General features: G+C 60.4%; 24 protein-coding genes and 2 pseudogenes. 12 read left to right on the top strand and 14 right to left on the bottom strand.

Translation table 11 applies throughout. The features are described from left to right. Positions 1-47: 47 nt before the first annotated feature. The 4 genes and pseudogenes from ACSQ2Z_RS18035 to ACSQ2Z_RS18020 all read right to left on the bottom strand — a co-directional run bounded on the left by ACSQ2Z_RS18035 (position 48) and on the right by ACSQ2Z_RS18020 (position 1714). Complete coding sequence (locus ACSQ2Z_RS18035) at positions 48-188, bottom strand: hypothetical protein (RefSeq protein ID WP_436081265.1); 141 nt, start codon at positions 186-188, stop codon at positions 48-50. A gap of 74 nt (positions 189-262) precedes the next feature. Continuing rightward, positions 263-442 (bottom strand): annotated as a pseudogene (locus ACSQ2Z_RS18030) (IS91 family transposase); the annotation flags it as partial. 63 nt (positions 443-505) lie between these two features. Further along, positions 506-802, bottom strand: a pseudogene (locus ACSQ2Z_RS18025) (transposase zinc-binding domain-containing protein); the annotation flags it as partial. Between the two features lie 3 nt (positions 803-805). Further along, positions 806-1714: a tyrosine-type recombinase/integrase gene (locus tag ACSQ2Z_RS18020; protein ID WP_436082461.1), complete on the bottom strand. Its 909-nt coding sequence runs from the start codon at positions 1712-1714 to the stop codon at positions 806-808. Between the two features lie 741 nt (positions 1715-2455). On the opposite strand from ACSQ2Z_RS18020, the gene ACSQ2Z_RS18015 reads away from it, so the two are divergent. Both ACSQ2Z_RS18015 and ACSQ2Z_RS18010 read left to right on the top strand, forming a co-directional pair. Further along, positions 2456-3049, top strand: a complete 594-nt coding sequence (locus tag ACSQ2Z_RS18015; RefSeq protein WP_436082460.1) for an ankyrin repeat domain-containing protein — start codon at positions 2456-2458, stop codon at positions 3047-3049. A 13-nt stretch (positions 3050-3062) separates the two neighbouring features. Then, positions 3063-3575 carry a YHS domain-containing (seleno)protein gene (locus ACSQ2Z_RS18010; protein WP_436082459.1) on the top strand — a complete coding sequence of 171 codons (513 nt, stop codon included), beginning with the start codon at positions 3063-3065 and terminating at the stop codon, positions 3573-3575. A 17-nt stretch (positions 3576-3592) separates the two neighbouring features. Here the strand turns inward: ACSQ2Z_RS18010 and ACSQ2Z_RS18005 are convergent, their stop codons facing one another. Continuing rightward, entirely contained in the window at positions 3593-5764 is a 2172-nt protein-coding gene (locus ACSQ2Z_RS18005; RefSeq protein WP_436082458.1) for a tetratricopeptide repeat protein, read from the bottom strand. Positions 5765-6470: 706 nt separating this feature from the next. Here ACSQ2Z_RS18005 and ACSQ2Z_RS18000 point away from each other — a divergent pair. Together ACSQ2Z_RS18000 and ACSQ2Z_RS17995 are read left to right on the top strand one after the other, a co-directional pair. Beyond that, entirely contained in the window at positions 6471-7331 is an 861-nt protein-coding gene (locus ACSQ2Z_RS18000; RefSeq protein ID WP_436082457.1) for a hypothetical protein, read from the top strand. A gap of 33 nt (positions 7332-7364) precedes the next feature. Further along, on the top strand, positions 7365-8321 hold the full coding sequence (locus ACSQ2Z_RS17995) for a flagellin (RefSeq protein WP_436082456.1): 957 nt from the start codon (positions 7365-7367) through the stop codon (positions 8319-8321). A gap of 659 nt (positions 8322-8980) precedes the next feature. Here ACSQ2Z_RS17995 and ACSQ2Z_RS17990 read toward each other — a convergent pair. The 8 genes from ACSQ2Z_RS17990 to ACSQ2Z_RS17955 form a co-directional block, all read right to left on the bottom strand. Next, the gene (locus ACSQ2Z_RS17990; RefSeq protein ID WP_436082455.1) at positions 8981-10231 is read right to left on the bottom strand and encodes an adenylate/guanylate cyclase domain-containing protein; all 1251 of its coding nucleotides are present in this window, start codon (positions 10229-10231) and stop codon (positions 8981-8983) included. Next, positions 10228-10617 carry a response regulator gene (locus tag ACSQ2Z_RS17985; protein WP_436082454.1) on the bottom strand — a complete coding sequence of 130 codons (390 nt, stop codon included), beginning with the start codon at positions 10615-10617 and terminating at the stop codon, positions 10228-10230. Before ACSQ2Z_RS17985 ends, ACSQ2Z_RS17990 begins: the two co-directional genes overlap by 4 nt. Next, positions 10614-12098, bottom strand: coding sequence for an ATP-binding protein (locus ACSQ2Z_RS17980; protein ID WP_436082453.1), 1485 nt, complete (start codon positions 12096-12098; stop codon positions 10614-10616). Before ACSQ2Z_RS17980 ends, ACSQ2Z_RS17985 begins: the two co-directional genes overlap by 4 nt. A gap of 6 nt (positions 12099-12104) precedes the next feature. Continuing rightward, positions 12105-13148: a mechanosensitive ion channel family protein gene (locus tag ACSQ2Z_RS17975; protein WP_436082452.1), complete on the bottom strand. Its 1044-nt coding sequence runs from the start codon at positions 13146-13148 to the stop codon at positions 12105-12107. Positions 13149-13222: 74 nt separating this feature from the next. Then, entirely contained in the window at positions 13223-13639 is a 417-nt protein-coding gene (locus ACSQ2Z_RS17970; RefSeq protein ID WP_436082451.1) for a cupin domain-containing protein, read from the bottom strand. 61 nt (positions 13640-13700) lie between these two features. Continuing rightward, positions 13701-14453: an SDR family oxidoreductase gene (locus tag ACSQ2Z_RS17965; protein WP_436082450.1), complete on the bottom strand. Its 753-nt coding sequence runs from the start codon at positions 14451-14453 to the stop codon at positions 13701-13703. Between the two features lie 130 nt (positions 14454-14583). Further along, complete coding sequence (locus ACSQ2Z_RS17960) at positions 14584-15552, bottom strand: MBL fold metallo-hydrolase (protein WP_436082449.1); 969 nt, start codon at positions 15550-15552, stop codon at positions 14584-14586. Between the two features lie 253 nt (positions 15553-15805). Continuing rightward, positions 15806-16261 carry a carboxymuconolactone decarboxylase family protein gene (locus ACSQ2Z_RS17955; protein ID WP_436082448.1) on the bottom strand — a complete coding sequence of 152 codons (456 nt, stop codon included), beginning with the start codon at positions 16259-16261 and terminating at the stop codon, positions 15806-15808. 276 nt (positions 16262-16537) lie between these two features. Here ACSQ2Z_RS17955 and ACSQ2Z_RS17950 point away from each other — a divergent pair, with 276 nt between their 5' ends. The 7 genes from ACSQ2Z_RS17950 to ACSQ2Z_RS17920 all read left to right on the top strand — a co-directional run bounded on the left by ACSQ2Z_RS17950 (position 16538) and on the right by ACSQ2Z_RS17920 (position 24927). Then, complete coding sequence (locus ACSQ2Z_RS17950) at positions 16538-17323, top strand: alpha/beta fold hydrolase (RefSeq protein WP_436082447.1); 786 nt, start codon at positions 16538-16540, stop codon at positions 17321-17323. Between the two features lie 133 nt (positions 17324-17456). Further along, the gene (locus tag ACSQ2Z_RS17945; protein ID WP_436082446.1) at positions 17457-18437 is read left to right on the top strand and encodes an alpha/beta fold hydrolase; all 981 of its coding nucleotides are present in this window, start codon (positions 17457-17459) and stop codon (positions 18435-18437) included. Positions 18438-18552: 115 nt separating this feature from the next. After that, a complete protein-coding gene (locus ACSQ2Z_RS17940) occupies positions 18553-19413 on the top strand; it encodes an SDR family NAD(P)-dependent oxidoreductase (RefSeq protein WP_436082445.1) in 861 nt (286 codons plus the stop codon). A gap of 196 nt (positions 19414-19609) precedes the next feature. Beyond that, positions 19610-23215, top strand: a complete 3606-nt coding sequence (locus tag ACSQ2Z_RS17935; protein ID WP_436082444.1) for a PAS domain-containing protein — start codon at positions 19610-19612, stop codon at positions 23213-23215. Continuing rightward, positions 23212-23853, top strand: coding sequence for a response regulator transcription factor (locus tag ACSQ2Z_RS17930; protein ID WP_436082443.1), 642 nt, complete (start codon positions 23212-23214; stop codon positions 23851-23853). The genes ACSQ2Z_RS17935 and ACSQ2Z_RS17930 overlap by 4 nt, the downstream gene beginning before the upstream one ends. A gap of 2 nt (positions 23854-23855) precedes the next feature. Next, positions 23856-24233, top strand: a complete 378-nt coding sequence (locus ACSQ2Z_RS17925; protein WP_264223745.1) for a response regulator — start codon at positions 23856-23858, stop codon at positions 24231-24233. A 1-nt stretch (position 24234) separates the two neighbouring features. Next, a complete protein-coding gene (locus ACSQ2Z_RS17920) occupies positions 24235-24927 on the top strand; it encodes a response regulator transcription factor (protein WP_436082442.1) in 693 nt (230 codons plus the stop codon). A gap of 48 nt (positions 24928-24975) precedes the next feature. On the opposite strand, the gene ACSQ2Z_RS17915 is transcribed toward ACSQ2Z_RS17920, so the two are convergent. Next, a complete protein-coding gene (locus ACSQ2Z_RS17915) occupies positions 24976-25908 on the bottom strand; it encodes a LysR family transcriptional regulator (protein WP_436082441.1) in 933 nt (310 codons plus the stop codon). A gap of 58 nt (positions 25909-25966) precedes the next feature. Between ACSQ2Z_RS17915 and ACSQ2Z_RS17910 the strand changes: the two genes are divergently transcribed. Beyond that, complete coding sequence (locus ACSQ2Z_RS17910; RefSeq protein WP_436082440.1) at positions 25967-26716, top strand: SDR family NAD(P)-dependent oxidoreductase; 750 nt, start codon at positions 25967-25969, stop codon at positions 26714-26716. The last annotated feature ends 236 nt before the right edge of the window (positions 26717-26952 follow it).

The following is a 26952-nucleotide window of genomic DNA, read 5'->3' as shown; positions in this document are numbered from 1 at the left end:
AGGAAGGAACCCGCGGTCCACAGGCGATGGCGATGGCTATGGGGATTTCAGATTTCCGCCAGTGGCGTCGGTGGCGCGAGCGCCGTCAGGAAGGACCAGGTGGATGGGGACAGACGATTTTGTTGTGCCCTTGCGCCGTGTTGTTGGCACGTCGCGCGGCGGGACGCGCCTGCTTCAATGTCGATCATCGGCATAGACTCGTGTGGGTTCGTTGCCTGAGGCTGAGTGCCTGCGGCTGGAGGCCGGATCATTTCATGCCGGGTCATGGGGTGGTCTCCCGGTTCGGTGTGGTTTTGTCCGGCGGTCCACGCGGCTGCCTCCACCGTTCGAACATCTCGATGATAATCATGCGTCCGCCGCAGCATGGGCATGGCGGGCGGAAGTCGTCCGGTTCGTCTGGGGTATCGTCATCAGGTGGCGCGGCGACGTTCAGCAGTTCGCGCCGGGTGGCGGCATCGCGTCAGACGGAAGCCGATGGGTATCGTCGCGCCCGGCCTTCCTGCTTGAACACGACGTGGAAGTAGCCGACCGGCAGCAGGTCGGCCTCGCGCTCGGCAAGCCATGTCCGCGCCGCGGCACCCTGACACTTCGGACAGTGCCGGTTGCGGCAGGAGTTATAGGCGATCCGCCACTGGCCGCAGTCCTCGCAAGCCTCGACGTGACCACCGAGGGCCGCGGTGCGACACTGCTCGATCGCCGACATGACCTTGAGTTGGGTGAGGCTCAGGTGTCCTGCATGGTCGGCCCGGTAGGCGGGGCCCGCCGCGCGGAAGATGTCGGCGACCTCGACAGAGGCGCGCACGGCTCAGCCGTCGGGCGATATCTCTCCCCGCTTGAACAGGCCGAGCTTGTCGAGCGGGCTTGTCACCGTTCGCACCGTGCGGGTCGCGACCTTGGTATAGAAAGCGGTGTTGTTCAGCTTGGCGTGCCCGAGCAGGACCTGGATGATCCGGATGTCCGTGCCGTCCTCCAGCAGGTGGGTGGCGAAGCTGTGGCGCAGCGTATGCGGCCCGACCCGCTTGGCGATGTCGGCGGCCTGGGCCGCCTCAACGACGATGCGATAGAGCTGCCGCGTGCTGATCGGCTTCATCGTGTGCTGTCCGGGGAACAGCCAGCCATCGCGGTGCATCACGCCCTGCTGCCGCCCGACCCGCCACCACTGGCGCAGCAATAAGAGCAGGTCTTGCGACAGCATGGCGTTGCGATACCGGCCGCCCTTGCCGCGCTCGACCCTGAGCAGCATGCGCTCACTGTCAATGTCGGCGACCTTCAGCATCGACACTTCGGCGACGCGAAGACCCGCACCATAGGCGACTGACAATGCGGCCTGGTGTTTCAGGCAGGTGGTGGCGTTTAGGAGGCGGGCAACCTCGTCGCGGCTGAGCACTACTGGCAGCGTGCGTGGGTGCGCCAGTCGAACGAGCTTGCGCGCCAGATCGGGACGATCAACCGTATGAGTGAAGAAGAAGCGTAGCGCCGACACGATGCTGTTCATGGTCGGCACGGGAACGCCGTCCTTCTGCTGCTCGATCTGGAACCGGCGCAGGTCGTCGGAGGTCGCTGTGCCTGGTGAGCGCCCAAGGAACGTCGCCAGGCGCCCGATATCGCGGAGATAGTTGCGCTGTGTCTCCCGTGAGAAACGCCGCATGTTCATGTCGTCGATCAGCCTCTGGCGCAGCGGGCTGATGGGTGCATCAAGAACTGAATGGGACATGGTCAGGCTCCTTGTTGAAGAAGCCCGTCATGGTCTGCTCACACCGAACGACGCTCAATGCATGCGCCACGACCGGTTGTTGATCTCTACCTCAACTGCGGGCGCCCTCCCGCGCAGCGGGTTCGTTCTTCGGCCCAACACCGTCGTCGGTCACGGCCTGTTTGAGGCAGCCGAACACGGTCCCCAGCCGCCTTTTACAGGCTCTAGGCATTCTAACGATCCGGAGAAGGTAACAAAGTTTATAACTCGAAATAGCGCCAAGTAGCTGCAAAGACGTCACTTTTTCCGGCGGGGACGTGGATTCTCACATGATTTCAAAGGCTTAACGAAATCACCTTGAAATTCCCTATGTATTCTCATCGCGAGCGACCGTGGATGTCACCTTTGTGCCCTGGCTTTGAGCCTCAGTCAACAGGTGTGCAAAACGGCAATAATTTCCGCTTCTGGCCCCAAAAGGTGCCGCCCTCTACAGAGACGCTTCGAAAGTCCGGACCACATTGCCTTGTTATATCGACGCAAATTTTGGCGGAAGCGGTGATAGTCGAGCAACTTGAGGGACTCGGTTTGGGCAAGCGCGACTAGGTGCTCCAGCGGGCCGCGCCCCGCCTAAAGTGTCCACTCCGCGCAGTAATAGACCCGGCATCGAATTTATAAAAGCAAGGCTGGTTGTTGCTAATTCGGAGGCGCTGCCTACCCATTATCCAGGGGCCATGTTATTTTAGCAATCTCAGAGGTTCACTCATGCGCGGGTTGCTGGCATCGGTAGTATTGATTTTCGCGGCGACAATGGCGGTCGCGGGTGATCCCTTGTTCGATGCCGTTGTGGCCGGAGAAACCGCCGCGGTTGAGCAGGCTCTGGCAGCGGGTGCCGATGTGGACAGCCGGACACGCGACCAGGCAACGCCCCTCATAACCGCCGCTCTCGCAGACCAAGTCGCCATAGCCGAACTGCTGATCGGCAAAGGTGCCGACGTCATGGCGCGCAACTCGGGAGGCTTTACGCCGCTTCATGCCGCGGCATTTTCCGGCAGCGTGCCGATCAGCAAGCTACTCATTGGCCGCGGTGCGACGCTCGACGACGCCGCCAATAAAGCGGGTGTCACGCCACTGATGGTGGCGGGGGAGGAAAACCATGTCACGCTTGCCGAGTTTCTGATCGCCAAGGGGGCCGATGTCGGTCACGCGGAGGTTCACGGCTACACGCCGATCACGCGGGCATTCTGGAAGGGTAACACGGACATAGTCCGGCTGTTCAAGCGGCATGGCGCGACGTGCGCTTCGGCCAGCCTCCTCGGCGACGAGGGTTATGCGAAATGCATGGAAATCCACGATTGAACAGGAGGCACAGATGGATGCGGTAATCACAGGAGGCTTTCCACGAGGGATTTCTGGCTTTGCGGCGCTGTTCGCCCTGCTCGCGGGAACGGCTGCGCCTGGGCCGTCCGCCTTCGCCGATGACTCGGTGAACACGGGTTACTTCGGCGGTGTGGCGATCATGGGATACGACACTGTCGCCTATTTCACCGCAGGCAAGGCGATGAAGGGATCAGAGAAATTCTCCTACGAATGGCTGGGGACGCCGTGGCATTTCGCCAACGCCGAACACCGCGACATGTTTATAAGTGAGCCTCTCAAATACGCGCCTCAGTATGGTGGCTACTGCGCGGGCGAGGTGATCAATGGGTCGGTCACGGTCAACATCGATCCGGAAGCCTTCAAGATCATCGACGGCAAGCTTTACCTGATCTACGACAAGAAGCATGCGGAGGGGTTCGCCGCCCACGCGGAAGACGCCGTGGCGAAGGCAGACGGCAATTGGCCGAAGGTCGCGGCCGATCTCGAAATGGATCAGTATCACTGACCGAAGATCGACCGCATCTATTTCACGGGTGAGAAATAGAAGACCTTGGTCGAGTTCACATAGGCATAGATGGTCTCGTCGGGCGAGTTGGCACGTCTGTAGACCGGACCGCAATCTGCTTGACCGAATGCATTCTCGCTTTGCTCGCAGAGCATGTCTCCATTGATGGAAACCGTTTCGGTCATCAACTGCGTCGCCGAGCGGAATGCCGCGTTGCCATCGAGGCCGATTTGCATGAGTGCCGGGCTTCCCGAGGGCTCGGTCTTACCCCGCAGCAGTTTGCCTATGACGGTGCTTGCGATTTCTTCCCCGTTCAGCCGGTCACGCTCGTCGCCTTTGAAACCAAACGGCCACTCCGCCAAGCCGGCCTCGCGCAAGCCATCGAGGATAAACGCAAGATCCTGCTTGCGGAAGTGGGCGTGGCTGAGCCGCCAGCCTGCCAGGCAATCGCGCCCGGCCTGAAGGCGGACTCCCTCGGCGACAGCCGCGCGGGCGTCATGAAGGCGGCCGGCACGGACATATGCCATGGCGAGAGGGGTAACGAGCTCGCCATTTCCCGGCGAACCATCTCTGGCGCGCTCGAAATTGTCGATGGCCTTCGCGTAGTCGCGCAGCAGATAAAAAACCAGACCAGCAGTGTATCGGTCGATGGCAGAGAGGTTCGGATCATGCTGGAGCGCCGTCTCGACGGCCGCAGCGGCTCCGTCATGATTACCGGAGACCAGTTGAACGTATGCGAGCGCCATATAAGCTTCAGCATCGGCGGATCCAAGTGATACCGCCTTCTGCGCTGAGGTGATTGCCTGTTCGTAACGGCGGTCCACGACCTGCATGACGGCAAGGACAGCGTACGGTGATGGAAGTTCTGGGTCGAGAGCCAAGGCGCGACTTGCCTTGTCGTAGGCCCTTTTTCGCGCCGGCGCGCTTTGGAGAACGTCGTCGTAGGCGCTGCGCCAGACATAGGCGGTAGCGTGCGCGTCGGCGGCGAAGGCCTCGGCAAAACCGGGATCGAGCGCCTCCGCCTTGTCAAAGAGCGCCAGCGCCTCCAGCAGCCGGGAGCGGCGGCCGTTCCGCGTCGCCTGCTCGGCACGCAGGTAGTAGTCGTAGGCTTCGAGATTGGCGGTCGGCGGCCGGGCAATCCGCTCGGCTTCGGACGGAGTCAGTTCCAGGCCGAGCGCTTCGGCGATCTGCCGGCTCAGTTCGTCCTGGATGGCAAACACGTCGGCCCCGCCGCGGGCAAACCGGTTGGCCCACAGATTGTCGCCACTTGCTGCGTCGATCAGTTGCGCATTCACACGGATTTGGTCGCCGGCCCGCCGCACGCTTCCCTCGACGATAAAACTCACACCGAGATCGCGTTTGATGTCTGACAAAACGTGGGGCTTGCCTTTGTAGGCAAACACCGAATTCTGGGAGATGACATCGAGGTCCGAAAGTTTGGCGAGATCGGTGATCAGGTTGTCGGTGATACCATCGGTGAAATAGTCTTGGCCGGGGTCGCCACTCAAGTTGATGAAAGGAAGCACCGCGATGGATGGAGGTTGCGGCGCAAACGCCCGTTGCCAACCGACGGCAATGACAGCGGCCGCGATCAGCAGCGCTGCGAACGTTGCCAGGATCATGGCCCGTCGGCTGGGCCTGCGGGCGACGGCGACGACCTTGCCCGTCTCCCCGGGGTCGAGCAGAACGCGATAGACGCGAACGGGATCGGCTATGTTCTTCAGATGCTGCTCACCGAGCGCTGAGAAGCCGACCTCGGCCTTGTGCGCGGCGTGATCGAACGCGGTGCCGGATATGCAAATCCCGCTGGGCTGGGCAATACCCTGCAGGCGCGCGGCGATGTTGACGCCGTCGCCGTAGATGTCATCCCCTTCGACGATGATGTCGCCGAGATTGACGCCGATGCGAAACTGAATTCGCTGGGTCTCGGATACTCCCTGATCGCGGCTAGCCATTTTCCGCTGGATCGAGGCGGCACACTGGACGGCGTCAACAACGCTCGCGAACTCAACTAGCGCACCATCGCCCATGAGCTTGATGATGCGGCCGTGGAACTCCTTGATCGTGGGATCGACCAACTCCCGGCGGCAGGCCTTCAGCCGCTCCAGCGTGCCGCCCTCATCCACTCCCATGAGGCGGCTATAGCCGACCACATCGGCAGAAAGTATCGCGGTGAGCCGCCTCTCCATATCTCTGCCCGCCCTTTCGGTGTCGTACGGGGACCGCCGCCGCTTATTCTACCACGTAGAGGGCGCGCAGGCAGCGCAGCTTCTCGCATGTCGCGTTAAACCTGCTTGTTTTAGGCCGGGGGAAGCCGACAAGTGGTCCCAGTCAGCACGGGTTGCGATCGCAGATTGAAAAAGACGAAACTGCTGTCGAGCAATTGCGGGCGACCAGATCGGTAGTCAACCTGAAGAGAATCGTGGGATGCCGAGAACTTATGCAGGCAAAAATTGCATGTGCTTGGGAGACATGGATTCTCACATGATTTCAATGGCTTATCAAAATCGCCTTTGAATTCCCTCTGTTTTTCCGTCGCGAGCGACAGTGGATGCCATCTGCGCCCTGGCTTCGGGCCTCAGTCAACAGGAGGCCTTAGCGGCAATTATTTCCGTTTTCAGCCCCCGAAGGTGCCTGGCCCCACCTGCCCTGGCAGGGATGGGGTTCCGGCCGGAAACCCTGGAGGTTGGTGATGGGAGCCTTTTTTCGCACAGCCACGCCGACCAAGGTGACGCGAGACTGATCGGCGGCTAACACAACTACCGACGGTATTAGCGCGTTGAGATGTTTGATAAATCTGTTCACCTTTAAACATTCATTAACCAAAAATCTGGTTGTATGGATGCAACCCTCACGCCCATGATAGGCAGCAAATCAATTTTAATAAGATCTAATATGACCAGTATTCTTAACAATGCGGGTGCAATTTCTGCGCTCCAGACTCTACGATCTATCGGCTCCAGCATCGCCACCACCCAAGGCCAGGTGAGTTCCGGCTGGAGAATACAGACAGCCAGCGACAATGCCGCGTACTGGTCGATTTCGACAACGATGCGGTCTGACAGTATGGCGATTTCGGCCGTCGCGGACGCGCTCAGCTTTGCCGCGGCAAAAGCCGATACCGCCTATGCAGCTCTGGATGCCGTCATTGATGTACTCGGTGAATTCAAGTCCAAATTGGTGATGGCAAGGGAGGGCGGGGTAGACAAAGGAAAAATCCAGAAGGAGCTGGAACAGCTCAAGCGGGAGGTTCAAAGCATTGCCCACTCGGCCAGCTTCAGCGGCGAGAACTGGCTGAACACCGACATAGCCAACATATACGATTTCGATCTCAACAAGGCCTCCAGCGCATCCGCATTCGTGCGCGCGGCATCGGGAGGTGTCGCTGTCCGCGCCATGGATTTTCACCTCTCGGCTGTTTCGCGCTTCAATAGCACGGGCGGAGGACTGCTGCAGGCGGACGCGCGAGACCTTGAGACACTTGGCGGCATGCGACGGTTCAGCTCTGACGAGCCTCTTACATCGGACTCAACTGTGTATGACGGCAGCCATGGTTCAGGTTGGATGCTTCCCGAAGGCAGCGCAGGCGGTCCGGGCATCTTCTACTTGGACGATTTCCCTGTAGGGTCGCCGCTGGACTTCACTGTGCCCGGCGCGCAGATCAGCTTCAATATCATTCTGGATAAGGAAGCGTCGAATCCCAACAACTACAGCGGTACTGCTGCAGAATTGGAAGAACTGCCGGGGCCATACTAATATCCCAAGCTGATCACTATCACCAAGGCGGATGTGGACGCTTTCGATCCAAGCCTTGGCGGAGTTATAACGACGAACACGGAGTTTGCGGCGGTTCTTAATTCCGTGCTGAATGTAGAGGGCGCGTACGTCTCTGCTAACTATGGTCATTATGTTCCGCCCGGTTCCGGCAACTGGATCCACGATCCCAAAATGATGAGCATCCAGACGCTCCAGGCCCACGGCGACGGGTCGTACGTCGAGATAGCCAATCTCAGCAGCGTCGGCGTAAGCGCCGGCGGCCTTAAAGAATCTTTCGACTTCGGGTCCAGAGGTTCGGGTATGGAGCTGTATTTCGAGGATTTCATTGTCCATGAGGACGGCGAGAATCTCGATGGCGTGGAGATAAACTTTACCTTTTCGGTCAATGGCGGCCCGGCAACGAGCCATTCCTTCAATCGCACTTATGTGAACGAGCTACTGGGAAAAGATAGCGGTAAGATCGAGACGGCCGAGGAAATGGCGATCCTACTTCACTCGTTGATCGACGCCGACTGGCCTGACCTCATCATTGAGGCGACATCTCCTAGCACAATCATGATGAAGTCCGATCCGGCAACGGATCGCAAATGGGGAAGTGGAACGCGTATCGAGTTCGACAGCATTCGTGTCAATATCGAGCCGATCCCGACGATAAATTTCTTGGCAATCGATATCGCGACAAACTCGAATAAGCTCTCGACCTACATCGACTACATCGAGATCGCCACAGAGAGGATAATCGAGGGAGCCGCGACCCTCGGTGCGTTCCAGAATCGCATCGATATGCAGTCCGCCTTTACCAGCAAACTCATGTTCAGCTTCGACAAAAGCATCGGACGCCTAGTCGATGCAGATATGAACGAGGCATCCACCCGGCTAAAGGCGCTACAGACGCAGGAGCAACTTGGTATTCAATCGCTGCAAATCGCGAACTCAAACTCCGAAAACGTCGTGTTGCTGTTCCGCTAATTGCGTGGGAGCTGGGAGGCCGCTTGTGGCGGGAAGCGGAAACGGTTGCTGCTGTTCAAAACAGGGTCCCCAGCCAACATTTTGTGCGATCGTAGATTGCAACAGCGAGAAGCGTGACGCGGTAAGTATTGGGGTGAAAATGTGAGTAAATAGCTGTAAAAATTACAGAATTTTTGAGACGATAGTCCGTCCGGAAAAGAGCGTTACAGGCCTAAATTGCGCCTGCCTGGAGAACCTGGATTCTCACATGATTTCAATGACTTAACGAAAAATCCTTGAAATTCCCTCTGTTTTCCCGCCGAGAGCGACCGTGGATGCCACCCTTGTGCCCTGGCTTTGGGTATCAGTCAACAGGAGGGGTATAGCGGCAATTATTTCCGCTTCTGGACCCAGAGCGCGCCTTCGCTGGCTGGTTAGCATCAGCAAAGATGGATGGAAGGTCTAAGCCGCTCGCGTGGCGATGGCGCGTGTGGCTAGCGGTGTCTTGTCCAATATCGACGCCATCGCCGTCTCGTCGTCCGCATTGGAATACTTTCGCGATTCCGTCGGATGGTGGCAAAGTCGCCGCGCGCCACGCAGATCATCTTCATGCAATCCGAAGGCGCGACGATCGGACGCCGGATCGCCGCTTGCGGCAGACTCGTTAACCTCATGCTCAATCATGCCACCTGTATACGAATGCCTTTGCCGCCGTTGAGTAGCCGCCTCAAATGATAGCTGGCGAGCGGATCATCGGAGTGCATTCCAACCAGCGCGGCGAAAGCCGGCATGGCGGCGGCGCAATTCTGCTCGAGCTTGGTAAAGGCTGTCATATACTGCGCCGTGACCGGCGCATCGAACTGCGCCGCCGACAAGGGCTCGTGAGCGCGCAACGGCTCGTTGCGTCCGCGCAGGACAAGATCGCCTATCGGCCGCCCACTGAATTTCCTTGCCCCGCTCGCGACACTGTCGCTGACGCAAATCCGCGTGCCCAGCGTCTTGTTCGCGGCTTCTAACCTCGCGGCAGTGTTGATTGTGTCGCCATAGGCGGTGAAATCGAAGAAGCGATCGCCGCCGAAATTGCCGACCAGCGCGGGGCCTGCGTGAACGCCAATACGTGTGGTCCCGAAACCAACGCCTTTCTGCTTCCAGCGCTCGCGAAACGCCTCTGCCCATTGGTCGAGCGCTTGTGCGCAGGCGATCGCGCGGGTTGCATAATCGGCCTGGTCGCCAGGTGCATTGAACAGCACCTGAACGGCATCGCCGATCACTTTGGCCACCGTTCCTTCATGCGCGAAGACGACATCCGTCAGGCCGCCGATATATTCGTTGAGCAATTCCGCCAGCACCTCGGGAACGGCTGTCTCGACGAGCGAGGTGAAGCCCGTGATGTCCGTGAAGATCACAGCGATGTCGCGCCAGCGTACCTGCATGTCATCGTCATCGCCGCCGGCGGCAAGGCGCCTAGCAAGTTCGGGCGAAAAATAGCGCGACAACGACGCATGCGCGCGCTCCGCTTCCGCCTGGCGGCGCCGTGCCTCACGCAAGACCTCGACGTGACGGATGGTCTTCAGGATCGTTGCTTCGAGATCGGCGAAATCGATCGGTTTGGTTAGGAAGTCGAACGCACCGCGATTCATCGCGGTGCGTATATTACTCATATCACTGTAGGCCGAGACGATGATGGCCGACTTCTTGTCCTCTCGCTCCTGCAATTTCGCCAGCAGTGAGAGCCCATCCATCCGCGGCATGTTGATGTCCATGATCACAAGATCAACATGGGGATGCTGCTCGATCGCGTGGAGCGCCTCTACACCGTCAAGCGCGAACACGAAACTGATGCGCCCGTCGCGAACCTGCCTTCGGAATTTCCGCAGAATAAGCGTCACCAGGTCTGGCTCGTCATCGACCACGAGAATAGTTGCAGTCATGCGGCCGGTCCCAGTCTCGCATCGATGACCTGGCGGAGATGGCCGAAGTCGATCGGCTTGGTCAGCAGGCCCTCCGCGCCTCGATCCAGCGCAGTCCTGCGCGTCTCGGCAACTCCATAGGCGGTGATCATGATGACTGGAACATCTGGCCGCCGTGCGCGCATCTCCGACAGCATGTCGAGACCGTTCATCCCAGGCATGTTAATGTCGGAGAAAATCAGAACCAGTGTTTGCTCGCCAGTGTCGGCAATTCGGGTCAGGGCCTGCGCTGCTGAGGCGGCAAAATCCATCACGAAGCGTCGGGCGCGAAGGTCGCGGCGGAATTGCTGACGGAACAAGACCTCGACGTCCGCTTCGTCATCCACCACCAGAACCAATTCAGTCACGGCTCACCTCTCCTAATGTGCGAAAAATTGCTCCCGCGCGGCAGCAGGATGGTGAACTCGGTAAACACACCTGGCTCGGTCTCGACATCGATGCTGCCGCCGTGTTGCTTCACGATGATGTCGTGGCTCATGGAAAGCCCGAGGCCAGTGCCTTCGCCAGGCGGCTTGGTCGTGAAAAATGGATCGAACATCTTCTCCTTGACCTCTGGCGGAATGCCGACGCCGTTGTCGCGGATGCGGATTTCGACATGTTCGCCACGGTTGCGTGTGCTGGCGCTGAGCTCGGCTTCAAAGCTGAGGCTGTTTTCGCCACTGCGCTTGGCCACGGCATAGAAGCCATTGGACATCAGGTTCAGCAGCACGCGCGTGATCTCCTGCGGGAACATCTCGGCGATGCCGGCGTCGGGATCGAACTCGCGTCGAAGGGTCACGTTGAACAGCGGCTTCTCGGCGCGCGCGCCGTGATAAGCGAGGTTGAGGCTCTCTTCGACCAGAGCATTCACGTCCGTTGGCCGGTGTTCGCCGCCGCCTCCGCGCGAATGCAAGAGCATGTTCGTGACGATGGAATCGGCTCGCTTGCCGTGCTGCACGATCTTTTGCAGATTGTCCTTCAAGAGCCCGCGTAGTTCGTCGAGTTCGTCGCGAACATCATCCGGGAGCGCGAGGGGCGCGAGCGCATCATTCAACTCATCCGTCAGTTCGGCTGAGAGGGCTGCGAAATTGTTGACGAAGTTGAGCGGGTTCTTGATCTCGTGCGCGATGCCTGCAGTGAGCTGGCCGAGCGAGGTCAGCTTTTCGGTCTGCACCAGACGGTCCTGTGCGGCGCGCAGATCGTCAAGAGACTTGGCGAGCAGCGCGGTCCGCGCCTGGACTTCTTCGAACAGCCGCGCGTTCTCGATCGCGATTACGGCCTGATCGGCGAACGTGTTGAGAAGGTTGATCTGGCTGTCGCTGAAGGTCCCCGGCTCGACACGCGAAACACCGATCGTGCCGACAGCGATGCCCTCGCGAAGCATGGGCACTACGATGATGCTTCGGTATCCCCTGATGCGCGCCATCTCCTTGACCGCTTGAGAGACGCCGGGTTCGGTTTCGATATCGGAGCGGAACGCCATGGCCGAGTTCATTGCGGCTCGGCTGTGGATCCCTGAGGATGTCAGCGGGGTAGGAAATGAGGCCCGGATCTCCTCGTGGCTGGCCCAGCTTCCCGCCGTGCATGCCGCCAGATGAAGCATGCCACCTACGACGCGCGTCACAAGCGCCGTTTGACCGCCGAGTAGCCGCCGGGAGCTCTCAGAAATGACGTCGAAAACCGGTTGCACGTCGGTTCGCGACATGGAGATGACGTTGAGAATTTGCGCGGTGACGGTCTGGCGTTCCAGCGCAATCGCAAGCTTCAATTGCAGGTTGGCATTCTCGGCCGCTGCGGAGCGCAGTTGCTGCTCAAGCTCGTCAATCCTGCGTCTCAGTTCGATGTCCATGGCTGATCATTTATAGTCTGAAGCACGCGCATTGCCGGATGAGAGCGGCCTGACGATAGCTGCGGGCTCACCGCCCGTAACGGCTGGCCCCCAGAGCAGGCTCTCGGGCGGCATTGCCAGAGAAAGGCCGTTCGTCTCGCAATCGCGATAGACGAGATCGATGACCTCATTTTTGGCCGGCATTCGGCTCGCCGGGCTCGCCACGCAGAACTGCAGCTCAACCTCGATAGCCATCGCATCAATCGCTTTGAGCGCGATGGCCGGCGGCGGAACCTTGACGATTCGCTCGCAGTCCCGCAGAACGCCCAGCATGACCTCTTCAACGACGGACGGCGCGTGAGTGGCGGCAATGTGCACGGTAAACGCAATCCAGTGCGTTTCGTCAGGACGGCTGAGATTGGTTACCCCTTGCTTCGCCAGGACGCCGTTGGGTACCACCACCACATTGTGCGCGCCGGTCAGCAGATTCGTCGAGCGCCAGTTGGTTTCGGCGACGCGCCCTTCCGTGCCGTCGCTGAGTCGGATCCAGTCGCCGATGACATAAGCCCGCCCGAGCGTGAGCGCGATCCCCGAAAAGACGTCGGCAAGCGTATTCTGCAGCGCCAGGCCGATGATGACGGCGACCACGCCCGAGGTGGCAACCAATGGGCCTATTGGCGCGCCAAAGACGAAGCCAATGATCGACAGCGCCACGCCGAGATAAACGACGGCGACGATCAGATCCTGCAGGAGATGTGCCTCCCGCGGCCTACGGTTGAGACCGATATAGATGTGCACGAAGCCGATGATCGTCCACGCAAGATGGGTCCACCAGAGGATCCTTGCCGACTTGGCAATCAATAGGCCGGTGCCCACAAGCTCGGTCTGGTCGAGCTGGTAAGGTGAAATTCCGCCCAGCCCGAGCACGAGGCTCATCGTGGCGAAGAAAAGAATTTGCACGATCAGCCGTCCGGTCGGACGGCTGCGTCCCTGAATGTGCCATATGAGAATGCCGGCGAGCCCCAGAATATTGATTAGGACAAGCGGCAGGAAATGATCTTCGCCGAACATGGCCGAGCTCACCAGCGGTGATTTTTAACGATGGGGAAAGGGCCGGATGCCGCGACGACCGCTGGCCCTTTCGCCTACTTCTTGATCGGGAAAGTCAGTTCCTTCTCGCTGCTGTCGACGACGAAAACAGCCAACAGCTTGGCAGGCTTGGTCGTGCTGGCATTTTCGCTGACGCCATGCCGATCGCCCGGCATCTCGGAGAAGCTTTCACCCGCCTTGTAGACCTTTACAGGACCGTCATTGACTTGGCTGCGGATGGCACCCTCTAGGACAGTCGCATAGATGAAGGCGGAGCTTGGGTGAGTGTGGGCCGAGGAAAAGCCGCCTGGACCATATTCAACGAGAACACTTTTCATGCTTTTGCCCGGGGCGTTCGGCAATTCGTGCTCGTAGACTAGGGTGACTTTGGCGTCCTTCTCACCGGCATCGTGGGCAGTAGCCGTCGTAGACAAGAGGGCAGCTACGGCAAGGGCAAGGATTGGCTTCATCATGTCGAATTCCTTTCTTGAGGGCTGGATGGTGCACCGCATGGGGCGGCACACCGTCATCCATTCATTTGCGGGCAGAGGTTGCGAACCACTGCTCGAAGGTGATCCGGCCGAGGAGAGGATTGTTGTCGGAAACGAGCGAGCCATCTTCCAGTTTGGCGCCGAAGTAGCGCGCCTCCGGATCTGCCTCGACCTTGCGGGCATCGCCCATTGCTTTGAGGTAGCGGGCGACGAGCTCGTTCAGCCGGACACGCTCCGGCCCCGAGATCTCCACAACGCCATTGATCGGCGCGACCGTCGCAATGGCGGCCATGTTGTCGGCCACATCGTCCGAGGCGATGGGCTGGACGTAGGCTGGCGACAGATGCACCGTGTCGCCGATCGTGCCGGACTGGGCGATGCCGCTGAGAAATTCCATGAATTGCGTCGAGTGGACGATCGTATAGGGGACGCCGGATTCCCGGATGATCTTTTCCTGGGCGACCTTGGCCCGCATGTAGCCGCTGTCCGGCAACCGATCGACGCCGACGATGGAAAGCGCGATGTGGTGCTTTACGCCGGCTGCCTTTTCCGCAGCCATCAGATTGCGGCCCGACGTCTCAAAGAATTCGAGCACGGCCTTATCTTCAAAGGACGGCGAGTTTGCGAGGTCGATAACGACGGAAGCCCCGGCGAGCGCCTCGGCGAGACCTTCACCCGTGATCGTGTTGACGCCGGTGTTCGGAGCGGCGGCAATGACTTCATGGCCTTGCTTGCGAAGGCGGTCGGCTGTCTTTGAACCGATCAGTCCGGTTCCGCCGATGATGACGATTTTCATGAGCTTCTCCATGCGCGGCCACTCGGTGCGCCGCTTTGTTTGTTCGTTTTCGAAGGTCTTTGGTCCAGGCCGGCCCTGCGAAGCCGTGGATCTGTCGGCAGAGCCGGGCGCGCTCTGAACCAATAAGCGGTCAGTAATCCCAGAAGACCGGAACCCAGCGAAACGCATCGCCGTCGATCGCCACCCGGCCAACGGACGGGAACGGCAGGTGAGTGGCGACGAGCTGCTCGCCAGTCCGTGCCAGCTCCGTCAGAAGACGGACGCGAACGCGAGCCGCTTCCTCGGGATCGTGCTCGAAACCGTTGAACCAGTCGGGGTGATCGAAGCCGACCGTGAAAACGGCATCGCCAGCAAATGTCAGCCGGTCACCACCAGATGCCAGACGAACTACGCTGTGCCCCGGCGTATGGCCGCCGGTGCGCTGGACGACCACGCCTGGTGCCACCTCGTGTAGTTCATCGAACTGCCGCAGATGGCTCCGGTATTCGTCCATGAAACGCTTGGCGGTTGCCGAAAGCGCGTCCGGGAATCCCTGCGGCATATGGACGTGGGTAAAGTCGGGCGCCTCCCAAAACTTGACCTCGGCGGCTGCCACGTGAATCTGCAGATCTGGTCTCAGCCGGTCCTTCACACCTTCGACGAGGAGACCGCCGATATGGTCCATGTGCAAATGGGTAAGCACAATATCGGTCACAGACCCAAGATCAATGCCGGCTGAGTCCAGTCGCCTCACCAACTGGCCAGCCCGCGGGAGGTTCAAATTCGGATCCAGTCCCAACCCGGCGTCGATCAGGATGGTCCGATCCCCGCTGCGCACCAGGGCGACGTTGAGCGACCAGTCGAAAGCATCCGCTGGCAAGAACATCTCGCCCAGCCAGGCCGCCCGGGCGGCTGGATCAGCGTTGTGTCCCAGCATTTCAGTTGGGAGCGGTAGCACCCCATCGCTGACCACCAGCACGTCAATCTCGCCGACCCGCACAGCGTAGCGCGACGGGACCAACTCTTCGGGTCCCGTTCTGCCGAGTTGTGAGTTGTTGTCCAAGCTCATGTTGGTCTCCTGCTGAGCAATCGAATGGGGTTTCGTTTCTGTCTGCGACATAATGCGCTCCTGTTTTGGGTGATTGAAACGTGTCGGTTACAAGCCACGGCGCAGATTTTATGTTGAGGCGCGTTTGGCGGTCGATCCGGCCAAGGAAGAGGAAAGGCCATACCTGAGGATAGGGTAGCCTATGCTCTCAATGCGGCCGCAGCGGAGATTTGGCAGTGAAGAGGCTGGCACGAAGGAGCAGAGCTTTGCATTGGACCTTGCCGGGCGGATGAATCCGCCCGGCGCGTTCGCGTCTGCTCGGCGATCAAGCGGCGCGCTTGTGGTCTGCCGGATGCTGCAGCCGAAAGCCGATCGCCAGCCGGTTCCAGGCATTGATCATGGCGATGCCGATAGACAGCGCCAGGAGTTCGTCTTCCGAGAAGGTGCTTTTGGCAACTTCATAATCCGCATCCGGCGCACGGCTCTCGGCGATATTGGTCAGCGACTCGGCCCAGGCGAGTGCTGCGCGCTCCCGGTCGCTGTAGAGCTGCGATTCGCGCCAGGCGCTCAGAAGAAGCATACGCTCTTCCGTCTCGCCCTGTTTCAGCGCGTCATGACGATGCATGTGCAGGCAATGAGCGCAGCCGTTGATCTGCGACACCCGCACCTTGACGAGCTCCATCAGTTTGGAATCGAAGCTCTTGGCAATCCAGGCCTCGACGGCAACGAGGCCATCGATGCCGTCATTCTTCCTGGCCAATATGTTCAAGCGTTTGGTCATCCTGCTCTCCGTGGATTGATTGCGATCGGGTCGAAGCTACGCGCGTCGCCCCGATCACCAACTATCCCCGGCATCGCGGATCATCCATCTGTCCGGAAGGCACGCCCGGTTAACATCTGATGGAGCTGAGCCTTGCCGACCGATCAGGTTTCTCGCCGTTTGGGCCAGCTCCTCCTATACTTCGGCAGTGGATAGGCGCGTCCCACGTAGAATGGTTTGCGACCGCAAACCCCTGCATTCTCCGGCATAGGCAACCGCAGCGTTAGGAGAAAGCAGATGCTCAAAATTATCAAGGTCTTGGCGCTTGGCGCCGCGATCGCCACGCTGACTGTCGCAAGCGCACAGTCCCAAGATCACGATCTCAAGCCGACAGTCGTTCTCGTTCATGGCGCTTTTGCCGAATCATCGAGCTGGGATGCTGTGATTGCCCGCCTGACCAAGGATGGCTATGTTGCGATCGCGGCGGCCAACCCGCTTCGCAGCGTCGCGTCGGACGCAGCATCCGTCGCAGCCGTCGTTCGCGCCATCCATGGACCGGTGGTTCTGGTGGGCCATTCCTATGGTGGACCGGTCATCACCGAAGCCGCAAACGGCAATCCGAACGTGAAGGCCCTGGTTTATGTTGCAGGTTTCATGCCGGATACCGGCGAATCCAGCCTCACCCTGTCGGGCAAATTTCCGGGCGGTACGCTTGCCAGCGCTCTTGCGCCCGTGACGCTGCCGGATGGCACGCAGGACCTCTATATCCAGCCGTCCAAATTTCATCTCCAGTTCGCCGCCGACGTTTCAGATGACAAGGCGGCGCTGATGGCCTCGGCGCAGCGTCCGGTCGCCCACGCGGCGCTCGCCGAATCCTCCGGCGCCGCATCGTGGAAGCTGCTGCCCTCCTACGTGATCTACGGGTCCGCCGACCGCAACATTCCGCCAGCAGTCATGCAGTTCATGGCCGAGCGGGCACACGCCGCAAGGACTGTCGTGGTCGACGGGGCCTCGCACGCGCTCATGGTCTCGCATCCCGGCGAGGTCACCGCTCTCATCGAAGAAGCCGCATCCGCCCGGTGAACCGTCGCATTGTCGGTCCGCAGACGTTCCGCCTCTAAACTTTCGCACAGTCCGCAGATGCCTTCGGCCAATAGTCTTCCGGGCGGGCGGTCGCCATCCTCGTTCGCATTTCAACCATCGTGAAGGATAAAATATGCAGGACATTTCAAACCCATCGATTGTCGGCGTCTCACGCCGCGACGCTCTGCTCGGAAGCCTCACCGCCGGTATCGCAGCGGGCTTGCCCGCGGTTGCCGCCGCAAAGACACCGAAGCAGCCTCTCCCCGCCACCATCAATCACGGAAAGCAAGCAATGAGCACGATCACCACCAAGGACGGCACAGAAATCTATTACAAGGACTGGGGCACCGGCCCGGTCGTCACCTTCTCGCACGGCTGGCCGCTGAGCTCCGATGCCTGGGACAGCCAGATGCTCTTCCTCGCCCAGCACGGCTTCCGCGTCGTGGCGCACGATCGCCGCGGCCATGGACGCTCCAGCCAGCCGACGTCGGGGAACGACATGAACGGCTACGCCGACGATCTGGCCGCCGTTATCGAGGCGCTGGACCTCAGGGACGCAACGCTGGTCGGCCACTCCACCGGCGGCGGCGAGGTCGCCCGCTATATCGGCCGGCATGGCACGAAGCGCGTCGCCAAGGCCGTCCTCATCGCCGCCGTGCCACCGGTCATGGTGAAATCGGCGGCCAATCCGGAAGGCTTGCCTATCGAGGCGTTTGACGCGATCCGCGCCGGCCTCGTCAAGGATCGCTCGCAATTCTACCGTGACCTTGCCCCGCAATTCTACGGCGCCAATCGATCCGGCTCGAACGTTTCCCAAGGCACCCTCGACCAATTCTGGCTCTGGAGCATGCAGGCGGGTCTCGTGAACGCCTATGAATGCGTCAAGGCATTCTCGGAAACCGACTTCACCGAAGATCTAAAGAAGTTCGATGTGCCGACGCTCGTCCTGCACGGGGAGGACGACCAGATCGTTCCGGTCAAGGATTCCGCCGTCAAGTCTGCCCGGCTGATCAAGGGCGCCAAGGACATCTACTATCCCGGCGCGCCGCACGGCATCACCGCCACGCATCAGGACCAGGTCAACGCCGACCTGCTCGCCTTCCTCAAGGCCTGACCCCCACGGTTGCGGAGCAGACCGCCGTGCTCCGCATCCCGCCAGGAAGTGGCGCGGCAAGGCCGCGCCACTTCCTCAAGCTTTTCCATCATCGCCTTTTTATAGGACATCCAAAATGCCGAAGACTTGGCTCATAACCGGCAGCGCCAGCGGAATCGGCCGTAGCACGGCCGAACTCGTGCTCGCACGCGGCGACAACCTTGTCGCGACAGCCCGAGACGTCAACCACCTCCTCGACCTTGCGCGCCGCTACGCCAAGCAGGCTGTCCTCATTGAACTCGATGTGACGGACATGTCGGCGTCGCGCGGCGCAGTCGAAACCGCGATGGAACAGTTCGGACGCCTCGACGTGCTACTGAACAATGCCGGCTATGCGCATCTCAGCCCTTTCGAACAGGTCTCTGAGGATGATTTCAAGGCGGAGATCGACACCAATTTCTACGGCGTGGTCAATCTGACCCGCGCAGCACTCCCGGTGATGCGTAGGCAAAGATCAGGACATATTATCAATATCTCGTCCAGCTCGGCGCGCTTCGGCAGTCCCGGCTCCGCCGCCTATACCGCCGCCAAATGGGCGGTGAGTGGTTTCACCGCTTCGCTCGCCAAGGAAGTCAAGCCGTTCGGCGTCAAAGCCGTCGCCATCGAGCCGGGCAGCATCCGCACGAACTGGACACGGGTCGCCCGCAGCCACGTCCCGCCGCTGCTGCCGGAATACGAGCCAACCATCGGCGCGATCATGCGGATGACGGAGGGCTATGCCGGTACCGAGCCCGGCGACCCCGACAAGGTGGCCGCCGTCATCTTCGATCTTTCACGCCTGGACGATCCGCCGGAGCAGCTCGTCCTCGGAAGCGACGCGCTGGCGCGAATTGCCCAGAACGACGTGGTCCGATCGACAGCCGCGCTCCAGTGGAAGGAGGTCAGCCGGTCGACGGACTTCGGCGAGAATGCCACTCCCCTGCGGCTTTTGGACTGAGACAGGGACCATCCAAGCGGATGTTCTACCAGGGCGGCCAAGCGACGGCATCACCGCCAATTCATGGATTTCCATAAGTTGCGGCCGTACAGTGGCGCGAATAGTGTACGACGCGGGACCGCTGACGCTGATATCGAGGCTAGCCACTCGATATGCTGGCGGCACCTAAGCTTTATTTTCCCTGCAGGAGCCGCCGATGACGCGCGTCTGGTCGTACCGCCCCCAACTCCTGCACCTGGGTCTGTTTTTTGCGGCCTATGTGCTGAGTTGCGGCTTCGCACAGGCACTTGCAATCGTACCCGGAACAGGCATTTCCATATGGCCTCCGAGTGGGCTTTTCATTGCAACCCTAATCCTCGCACCCAAGCAGAGCTGGCCGTGGTGGGTGCTGGTCGGCTGCCTCGGCGAGCTGGTCGGCAATGCCCTGTGGTTCCACAGCCCGCTGCCTGCCGCCCTCCTGATTTATGCCGGCAACGCGCTCGAAGCCATGGTCGGCGCGTGGCTCGTAAACCGGGCTTTGGGTCGGCCGGTTCGGCTCGAAACCTTGGGGGAGGTTCTTGTATTCGTCGTATTGGGCGCTGGAGCTGCCCCGGCGGTGAGCGCGACGGTCGGAAGTGCGACGCTTGCCTGGTTCGGCATATTGTCGCAAACCTTCTTAGGGGCCTGGCCTCTCTGGTGGATCGGGGATGCCACTGGGGTCCTGATCGTCGCGCCGCTCGCGCTGGTCGTGCTCCAGAACTGGAACGGCAAGGCTGAGCTATCGGCTGCGCGATGGATAGAAGCGTGTGCCGTCGGACTTATCCTTCTCGGCGTCGCGGCCCTTTCGCTGAGCGGCTACCTGCCCTTTGCCTATATCATCATGCCTCCGCTGCTTTGGGCTGCTGTGCGTTTCGAATTCAAGGGGGCTGCCGTTACCCTCGCCCTCCTCGCGCTCATAACCGCGGTCTTTACAATCTCCGGCGCCAACCAGTTTGCCGGCAATGCCGAGAATCAGCGCCACAACCAGATCATGCTGCAACTCTTCCTGGCGATCTCGGCATTTTCGGCCTTGGTCGTGGCCGCCATATCCCGGCAGCACCAGCTCGCGTTGCTGACGTTGCGCCAAAGCATGGAGGCGCTGCGCGACCGAGAGCGGGAGCTTTCGCAGATCGTGAACATGGTCCCAGTCCACATCAGACGGCTCACGCCCGAAGGCGAGCCGACCTTCTTCAACAAGCGCCTGGTGGATTTTTTCGGGCTTGATCTGCAACAGTTGAACAGGCCGGGCACAAGCCAACTGGTGACAAACATTGAGACTCTTGTCCATCCAGATGATGCGCTCAGTCTATTGCAGGAGGTGCGCCATGCTGTCGCCACAGGCGAACCATACTCGATGAAATATCGCATGCGCCGCGCGGACGGCGTGTATCGCTGGGTTGATGGCCGGGCGGAACCACTGCGAGACGAAGGCGGGAAGATCTTGCAATGGTACGCAATCTCCATCGACATCGATGATGAGGTGCGCGCGCAGGAGGCCTTGCGCGACCGGGAGCGGGAGCTCTCGCAGCTTGTGGACGCCTTGCCAGTCCACATCTGGAGCTGGACGCCTGCTGGCGAGCTGGCCTACGTCAACAAGCGATCTTTAGAGGATCTCGGCCTTTCCAAGGCGAACTTCGAAGATACCGTCCGGGTGGCGCAAAAGCTGGTTCATCCCGAAGATGCCCCCGAGGTGCTGCGAGCGTCAGCCAGCTCTCTTAAAACTGGCGACGCCTTCATGATGCGGTATCGCCGGCGTTGGAAAGATGGCAACTATCGCTGGATAGAGGCGCGCGCGCAGCCTTTGCGCGATCGAGATGGAGCGATCGTGCAATGGTATCAGGTGTCCATCGACATCGACGATCAGGTGCAGGCCGAAGAAGCGCTGAAGAGCAGCAAGCGGCAATTGGAGCAAATGATCGACGCCTTGCCCATCAACGTCCTGAGTTTCTCTCCTTCGCGCAGAATGACCTACGCCAGCAAGCGATATCTGGACAGCGTTGGTTCACCGACGCCCGACATCGAGGACTTCGATGCGCTGGCTCGGGACGTGGCTCACCCTGAAGATTTTCCAACCATGTTTCGAAGAGCAACGAATGGCTTCGCGACCGGCCAGCCTTTCGTGAATCGGTTTCGCGGGCGCACGAAGGATGGCGTGTATCGCTGGATAGAAGCGCGCGCCCAGCCGCTGCGCGCTGCCGACGGCGCGATTGTGCAATGGTATATCGCGTCAATCGACATCGAAGACGAAATGCAGGCGCAGGAGGCGTTGCGCAACCGTGAACGAGAGTTCTCGCAGCTCGTGGACATGGTGCCGAGCCTTCTCTGGCGGCTTAGTCCTACCGGCGAGCCGACCTTCTTCAACAAACGCATGATGGACTTCTTCGGCGTCGACCCGAGGGAAGCGGACAAGCTGGACACAAGCGGGAGGGTAGCCATCATCGAATCGGCCATCCATCCCGACGACTCGGCGGAAATGGCGAAAGCGCTCAACCGCAGCTTGGCGACCGGCAAGCGATTTTCCATGCGCTATCGGTTGCGAAGGGCGGACGGCGTCTATCGCTGGGTGGACGGTAGCGCCGAACTGCTGCGCGACGAAAGCGGGCGGATCGTCCAGTGGTACGGCCTTTCGCACGACATCGACGATCAGCTCCGCGCAGAGGAAACCCTGCGAGAGAGCGAGAGGCAGCTTCGGAGGCTCGTTGATGCGCTGCCGACATTAATCTGGGCCGCCGCTGCGGATGGAGAGCCAACCTATTTGAACAGGCGACTGGCGGAATATGTGGGTTTGACATTGGTCGATCTCGATTCGCCCGACGCCAGCCGGTTACAGATGGCGATCCAGAACTCCGTCCATCCCGACGATGCCGCCTCCGTCGGCCAGGCTCTCGCTCACTCGTTCACGACAGGCGAAACCTTCACCATGAAATATCGGCATCGTCGGGCCGATGGCACTTACCGCTGGATCATCGGTCGCGCAGAACCGCTCCGCGATACGGATGGCACCATCCTGCAGTGGTACGGAGTGAGCTTCGACATCGACGACGACGTGCGCACGCAGGAGGAATTGCGCCGGACGCAGGAGAGACTTGCGGTCGCGTCGCAGGCGGCAAGCCTCGCGGAACTCTCCGCATCGATCGCCCATGAGGTGAACCAACCGCTGGCCGCCATCGTCGCCAATTCGCATGCATGCCATCGCTGGCTGTCGGTCGAGCCTCCGAACGTGGAGCGCGCGACGACCGTCGCCGAGCGTATTATCCGGGACGCCAACGCGGCGGCCGATATCGTGAGCCGCATCCGCGCGCTTTTCAGGCAATCCACGGAGACCAGGAACAGCACGACGCTTGCGAGTGTCATTACCGAGGCTGGCGGCCTTATGGCCGAGGAAGGGGCTCGGCGTCGCGTTCGGATGGACATTTCCGTCGAAAACGACCTTCCTCCCGTCACGCTGGATTCCGTCCAGATTCAGCAGGTCCTGATCAATCTCATCCGCAACGGCATGGATGCGATGGATCTTATTGCAGGTGAAAAGGTTCTTGAGGTGCAGGCGCGTAGAGTGGGCAGCGAGGTTCAGACGGAAATCATCGACTGTGGACGCGGCATCGGCTCTCCCGACCGCATCTTCGAGCCCTTCTTCACGACGAAACAGCACGGAATGGGAATGGGTCTCGCCATATGCCGATCGATCGTTGAGGCACATGGCGGGCGATTATGGGCCGAAGAAAATGAGCCGCGCGGCGCGCGGTTCATTTTCACCTTGCCGATCGCAACGAAAGCGGCGCCATGACGACGGATGACCATGTTGTGTTCATCGTGGACGATGACGGACGCATCCGGGAGGCGCTCGGCGAACTCCTGGAGGCCCATAGTATGCGCGCCATCGCCTTCGGGTCTGCGGGCGAATATGTAAAGGCCGAGAAGCCGGATGTTCCCGCCTGCCTTATCCTCGACGTCGAATTGCCCGATATCAATGGCCTCGAACTGCAGCGGCAGATCGCCGAGGGCGATCACCCGCCGATCGTCTTCATCACCGGGCACGGCGATATTCCGTCCTCGGTACGTGCGATCAAGCGTGGCGCGGTGGATTTCCTCACCAAGCCGTTCAGCGATGGGGACCTCATGGTGGCAGTTCACACGGCGATTTCGGAGGATCGGAAAAAACGATCGGAACGCGCTGAACTGAGCCAGCTCAGACAACGATATCTGGAACTTACACCCAGGGAACGCGAGGTTCTGCCGCTCGTGGTCAGCGGGCTCCTCAACAAGCAGGCAGCGTCTGAACTGGGGATCAGCGAAGTTACGCTGCAAATTCATCGAAGGAATGTGATGCAGAAAATGGGAACAGCATCGCTCGCCGATCTCGTACGTATTGCAGAGAGATTGGAGATACCGATCACCCACTCGCGTCGAGGGGGAGGAAATTAGGCATGAAGAAGACAAGACCGATCGTCGCCGTGGTCGATGATGATCCAAGGCTGCTCGAGTCGCTGGAAGAGCTGCTGGAATCCGCCGGCTATGCGGCCTCCTGCTTTCCGTCGGCGGGGCATCTGCTTGTCCGCGGACTGGCGGATCTGGATGTGCTCATAACAGATATCGGCATGCCCGGAACAGACGGTTTTGAACTTCGTGAAATTGTGAAGAAGGCGCGTCCGGAACTGCCGGTTTTCCTGGTTACTGGCCGCCACGAAATTGCGGACCAGGGTCGCGCCCAGGGCATTAGCGGCTTTTTCCGCAAGCCTTTCGACGCTCCTACCCTGCTTGCAGCCATCGCAGAGACCTTGCAAAAATCGAAAAATGGAGGGTGACATGAGAATGGAACAACAGCCCCGGAAATTTGCGCCGCTTCTAGCGCAGCACAGGAATGATGCAGAGCAGCCCACCGTCATTATTGTCGATGACGATGCAGCCGTGCGGGAGGCTTTGTCGGAGTTAATTCTCTCGGCAGGCTTCCAGCCGGTCAGTTTTGCCTCGACCCAGGAAGTGCTCCACGCTGGCGTACTGGACAGCCCAGGCTGTCTGATCCTCGACGTGCGCATGCCCGGGGCGAGCGGACTGCATCTGCAACACCATCTGGCACGAAGCGGTAATCTCAAGCCGATCATTTTTCTGACCGGCCACGGTGACATTCCGATGACGGTCGAGGCGATGAAAGCCGGCGCTGTGGACTTCCTCACCAAGCCGGTGCGGGACCAGACGCTGCTCGACGCTGTGATAGCCGGCATCGCGCTCGACGCGACGCGACGGGCCAGCGCCGTGGTCGTCAGGCGCAATATCGAACGCCTGGAGACGCTGACGCACCGCGAGCGCGAGATCCTGCGCGAAGTGGCGCGGGGGCGACTCAACAAGCAGATCGCCTTCGATCTCGGGATAAGCGAGGTCACGGTCAAGCTGCACCGTGCCAATGTCATGCGCAAGATGGAGGCCGGGTCGATCGGGGAGTTGATCAGGTCTTGGGAGACGCTGCCCATGGCGATGCGCGAGACCGGCGCCTGGTTCTGACGGGATCGATCCTGCCCAAGGATACCGATGTCGCCGATGATGTTGTACTCACATCGTTTCGATGGCTCTCGCCTCACGGGCTATGAAGTCGCAGAACAGTTTGACGCGCGAGGGCACCGTGCGGCCGAAGGCGTGTAGCGCATTGAATGGCAGTCTCGGAAGTGCGATCTTCGGCGCGGGCGTGACAAGCACGCCGGCTTGCAGTTCCTTCGCCACCAAGCACCGCAGCAGATAGGCGGCGCCCAACCCAGCAAGCGCCGCTTGGATGAGTGCGGCGCCCGAATCGCAATCGACGCGGCCGGCGGGCACAAAGCTACTCCCGTCTGCCAGGCGTACGGGCTGAATCAAGCCGCCGAGCGCGTAGCGGGCAAAGGGCATGGCTTCCAAGCCTTTAACCGGCAGCGGATTGCCCCAGGTCTCAAGAAAAGCCGGAGATGCCACGATCGCCATCGGTAGATCGGCCAGATGGCGGACGATCAAATCCCCTTGCGTCGGATTGCCAGCGCGCAACACTACATCGTAGTCCTCCCGGATCAGATCGACGAATCGGTCGGTAAGGCCGATATCGAGATGTAAGTTGGGATTGTCAGCCGCAAAGCCTGTAAACAGCCGCGGCAGCAGCAGGGGCGCCAGCTCACTTGGCATGCTGACGCGCAGGCGGCCGGAGAGTGCGGCATCGGACCCGATCCCCTCGTCGCTCGAATCCAGATCCCGCAAGAGCGGTGCGACGCGCTCGAAGAAAATCTGGCCGTCCTGTGTCAACGTCAGGGCCCGGGTGGAGCGCAGGAAGAGACGCGCGCCGATCTTCTTTTCAAGCCTCGCCACGCTCTTCGACACCGCCGATGGCGTAGTACCGAGATCGCGCGCCGCGGCGCTGAAGGAACCCACCTCGACCGTTCGCACAAAGGCCATCAATCCAGAAGTCTCGTTCAGCAGGTTCGGCATTTGCAACTCCGCAGCATAGATCATGTGCCGGCCCATGATCTAGTGGATGACAGTGCCGGCGTTTATCTCAAGCTCAGTTGAAAGGAGATAAACAATGCAACATCTCAAAGACAAGGTCGCCGTTATCACCGGTGGCAATAGCGGCATCGGCAGGGCGACCGCCAAGCTTTTCGCCGAGGAAGGCGCGCGGGTCATCATCACCGGTCGGCGCCAGGATGTCGTCGAGCAGGCGATGCGCGACATCGGCCATCATGCCATGGGCATCGTGGGTGACGTCTCTGACCTCGAACATCACCAAAGGGTGGCGGACATGATCCAGAACCGCTTCGGCGGCCTCGACATCTACATGGCCAATGCCGGCATCATTAATCTCACCGCATCCGGTGCTGTGACGTCGGAAGACTACGACCGGCATTTCGCCATCAACACGCGCGGCGTGTTCTTCGGCGTCCAGACGATCGCGCCTCTAATCCGCAATAGCGGCAGCATCATCGTCACGAGTTCGCTGGCGGCGACAAAGGTGTTGCCGGACCACGCGGTTTACGCCGGCTCGAAGGCCGCCGTCGCCGCCTTCGCTAAGAATTGGGCGATCGAATTCAAGGCACGGCGCATCCGCGTCAACATACTTAGTCCGGGGCCGGTCGAGACGGAAATCCTCGGTAAGCTCGGCGTATCCGAGGCCGAACGCCCCGCATTCGAGGATCACATGGCGTCGCTCATCCCGGCAGGGCGGATGGGGCGGCCGGAGGAGCTGGCGCGCGCCGCGCTCTTCCTCGCCTCAGACGCGGGCAGCTTCGTCAACGGGATCGAACTTCATGCCGACGGCGGCATGACCCTGGCTTGAAAGCTCGGTGGCTGTTACACCCAATCCGCGCCTGTAATACCACGGTGCGACCGTGCGACGCGCCGAGAGCGAGTGAACGATACCGCCCGATCGCTGAAGCCGTGCCGGCGACCAAGGTGGAGCGAACCAATCGTTCTCCGGCGAGAACGTCTGGTTGCGCGCCATCACCGGAAATTACGATAGTCATTCGTGAATGGCAGTCGTGGGTCGAAACGAGCCTGCGCCGACCGGCTTGC

It is taken from the genome of Pararhizobium sp. LjRoot235 (assembly GCF_964254145.1).
Taxonomy (GTDB): domain Bacteria; phylum Pseudomonadota; class Alphaproteobacteria; order Rhizobiales; family Rhizobiaceae; genus Pararhizobium.
This window is presented reverse-complemented; position numbering and strand designations above follow the sequence as displayed.

Bases quoted from the DNA above. Each gene is read 5' to 3' on its own strand.
- ACSQ2Z_RS18035 (WP_436081265.1), bottom strand. From the start codon at position 188: ATGATCGACATTGAAGCAGGCGCGTCCCGCCGCGCGACGTGCCAACAA.
- ACSQ2Z_RS18020 (WP_436082461.1), bottom strand. From the start codon at position 1,714: ATGTCCCATTCAGTTCTTGATGCACCCATCAGCCCGCTGCGCCAGAGG.
- ACSQ2Z_RS18015 (WP_436082460.1), top strand. From the start codon at position 2,456: ATGCGCGGGTTGCTGGCATCGGTAGTATTGATTTTCGCGGCGACAATG.
- ACSQ2Z_RS18010 (WP_436082459.1), top strand. From the start codon at position 3,063: ATGGATGCGGTAATCACAGGAGGCTTTCCACGAGGGATTTCTGGCTTT.
- ACSQ2Z_RS18005 (WP_436082458.1), bottom strand. From the start codon at position 5,764: ATGGAGAGGCGGCTCACCGCGATACTTTCTGCCGATGTGGTCGGCTAT.
- ACSQ2Z_RS18000 (WP_436082457.1), top strand. From the start codon at position 6,471: ATGACCAGTATTCTTAACAATGCGGGTGCAATTTCTGCGCTCCAGACT.
- ACSQ2Z_RS17990 (WP_436082455.1), bottom strand. From the start codon at position 10,231: ATGACTGCAACTATTCTCGTGGTCGATGACGAGCCAGACCTGGTGACG.
- ACSQ2Z_RS17980 (WP_436082453.1), bottom strand. From the start codon at position 12,098: ATGGACATCGAACTGAGACGCAGGATTGACGAGCTTGAGCAGCAACTG.
- ACSQ2Z_RS17975 (WP_436082452.1), bottom strand. From the start codon at position 13,148: ATGTTCGGCGAAGATCATTTCCTGCCGCTTGTCCTAATCAATATTCTG.
- ACSQ2Z_RS17970 (WP_436082451.1), bottom strand. From the start codon at position 13,639: ATGATGAAGCCAATCCTTGCCCTTGCCGTAGCTGCCCTCTTGTCTACG.
- ACSQ2Z_RS17965 (WP_436082450.1), bottom strand. From the start codon at position 14,453: ATGAAAATCGTCATCATCGGCGGAACCGGACTGATCGGTTCAAAGACA.
- ACSQ2Z_RS17960 (WP_436082449.1), bottom strand. From the start codon at position 15,552: ATGTCGCAGACAGAAACGAAACCCCATTCGATTGCTCAGCAGGAGACC.
- ACSQ2Z_RS17955 (WP_436082448.1), bottom strand. From the start codon at position 16,261: ATGACCAAACGCTTGAACATATTGGCCAGGAAGAATGACGGCATCGAT.
- ACSQ2Z_RS17950 (WP_436082447.1), top strand. From the start codon at position 16,538: ATGCTCAAAATTATCAAGGTCTTGGCGCTTGGCGCCGCGATCGCCACG.
- ACSQ2Z_RS17945 (WP_436082446.1), top strand. From the start codon at position 17,457: ATGCAGGACATTTCAAACCCATCGATTGTCGGCGTCTCACGCCGCGAC.
- ACSQ2Z_RS17940 (WP_436082445.1), top strand. From the start codon at position 18,553: ATGCCGAAGACTTGGCTCATAACCGGCAGCGCCAGCGGAATCGGCCGT.
- ACSQ2Z_RS17935 (WP_436082444.1), top strand. From the start codon at position 19,610: ATGACGCGCGTCTGGTCGTACCGCCCCCAACTCCTGCACCTGGGTCTG.
- ACSQ2Z_RS17930 (WP_436082443.1), top strand. From the start codon at position 23,212: ATGACGACGGATGACCATGTTGTGTTCATCGTGGACGATGACGGACGC.
- ACSQ2Z_RS17925 (WP_264223745.1), top strand. From the start codon at position 23,856: ATGAAGAAGACAAGACCGATCGTCGCCGTGGTCGATGATGATCCAAGG.
- ACSQ2Z_RS17920 (WP_436082442.1), top strand. From the start codon at position 24,235: ATGAGAATGGAACAACAGCCCCGGAAATTTGCGCCGCTTCTAGCGCAG.
- ACSQ2Z_RS17915 (WP_436082441.1), bottom strand. From the start codon at position 25,908: ATGGGCCGGCACATGATCTATGCTGCGGAGTTGCAAATGCCGAACCTG.
- ACSQ2Z_RS17910 (WP_436082440.1), top strand. From the start codon at position 25,967: ATGCAACATCTCAAAGACAAGGTCGCCGTTATCACCGGTGGCAATAGC.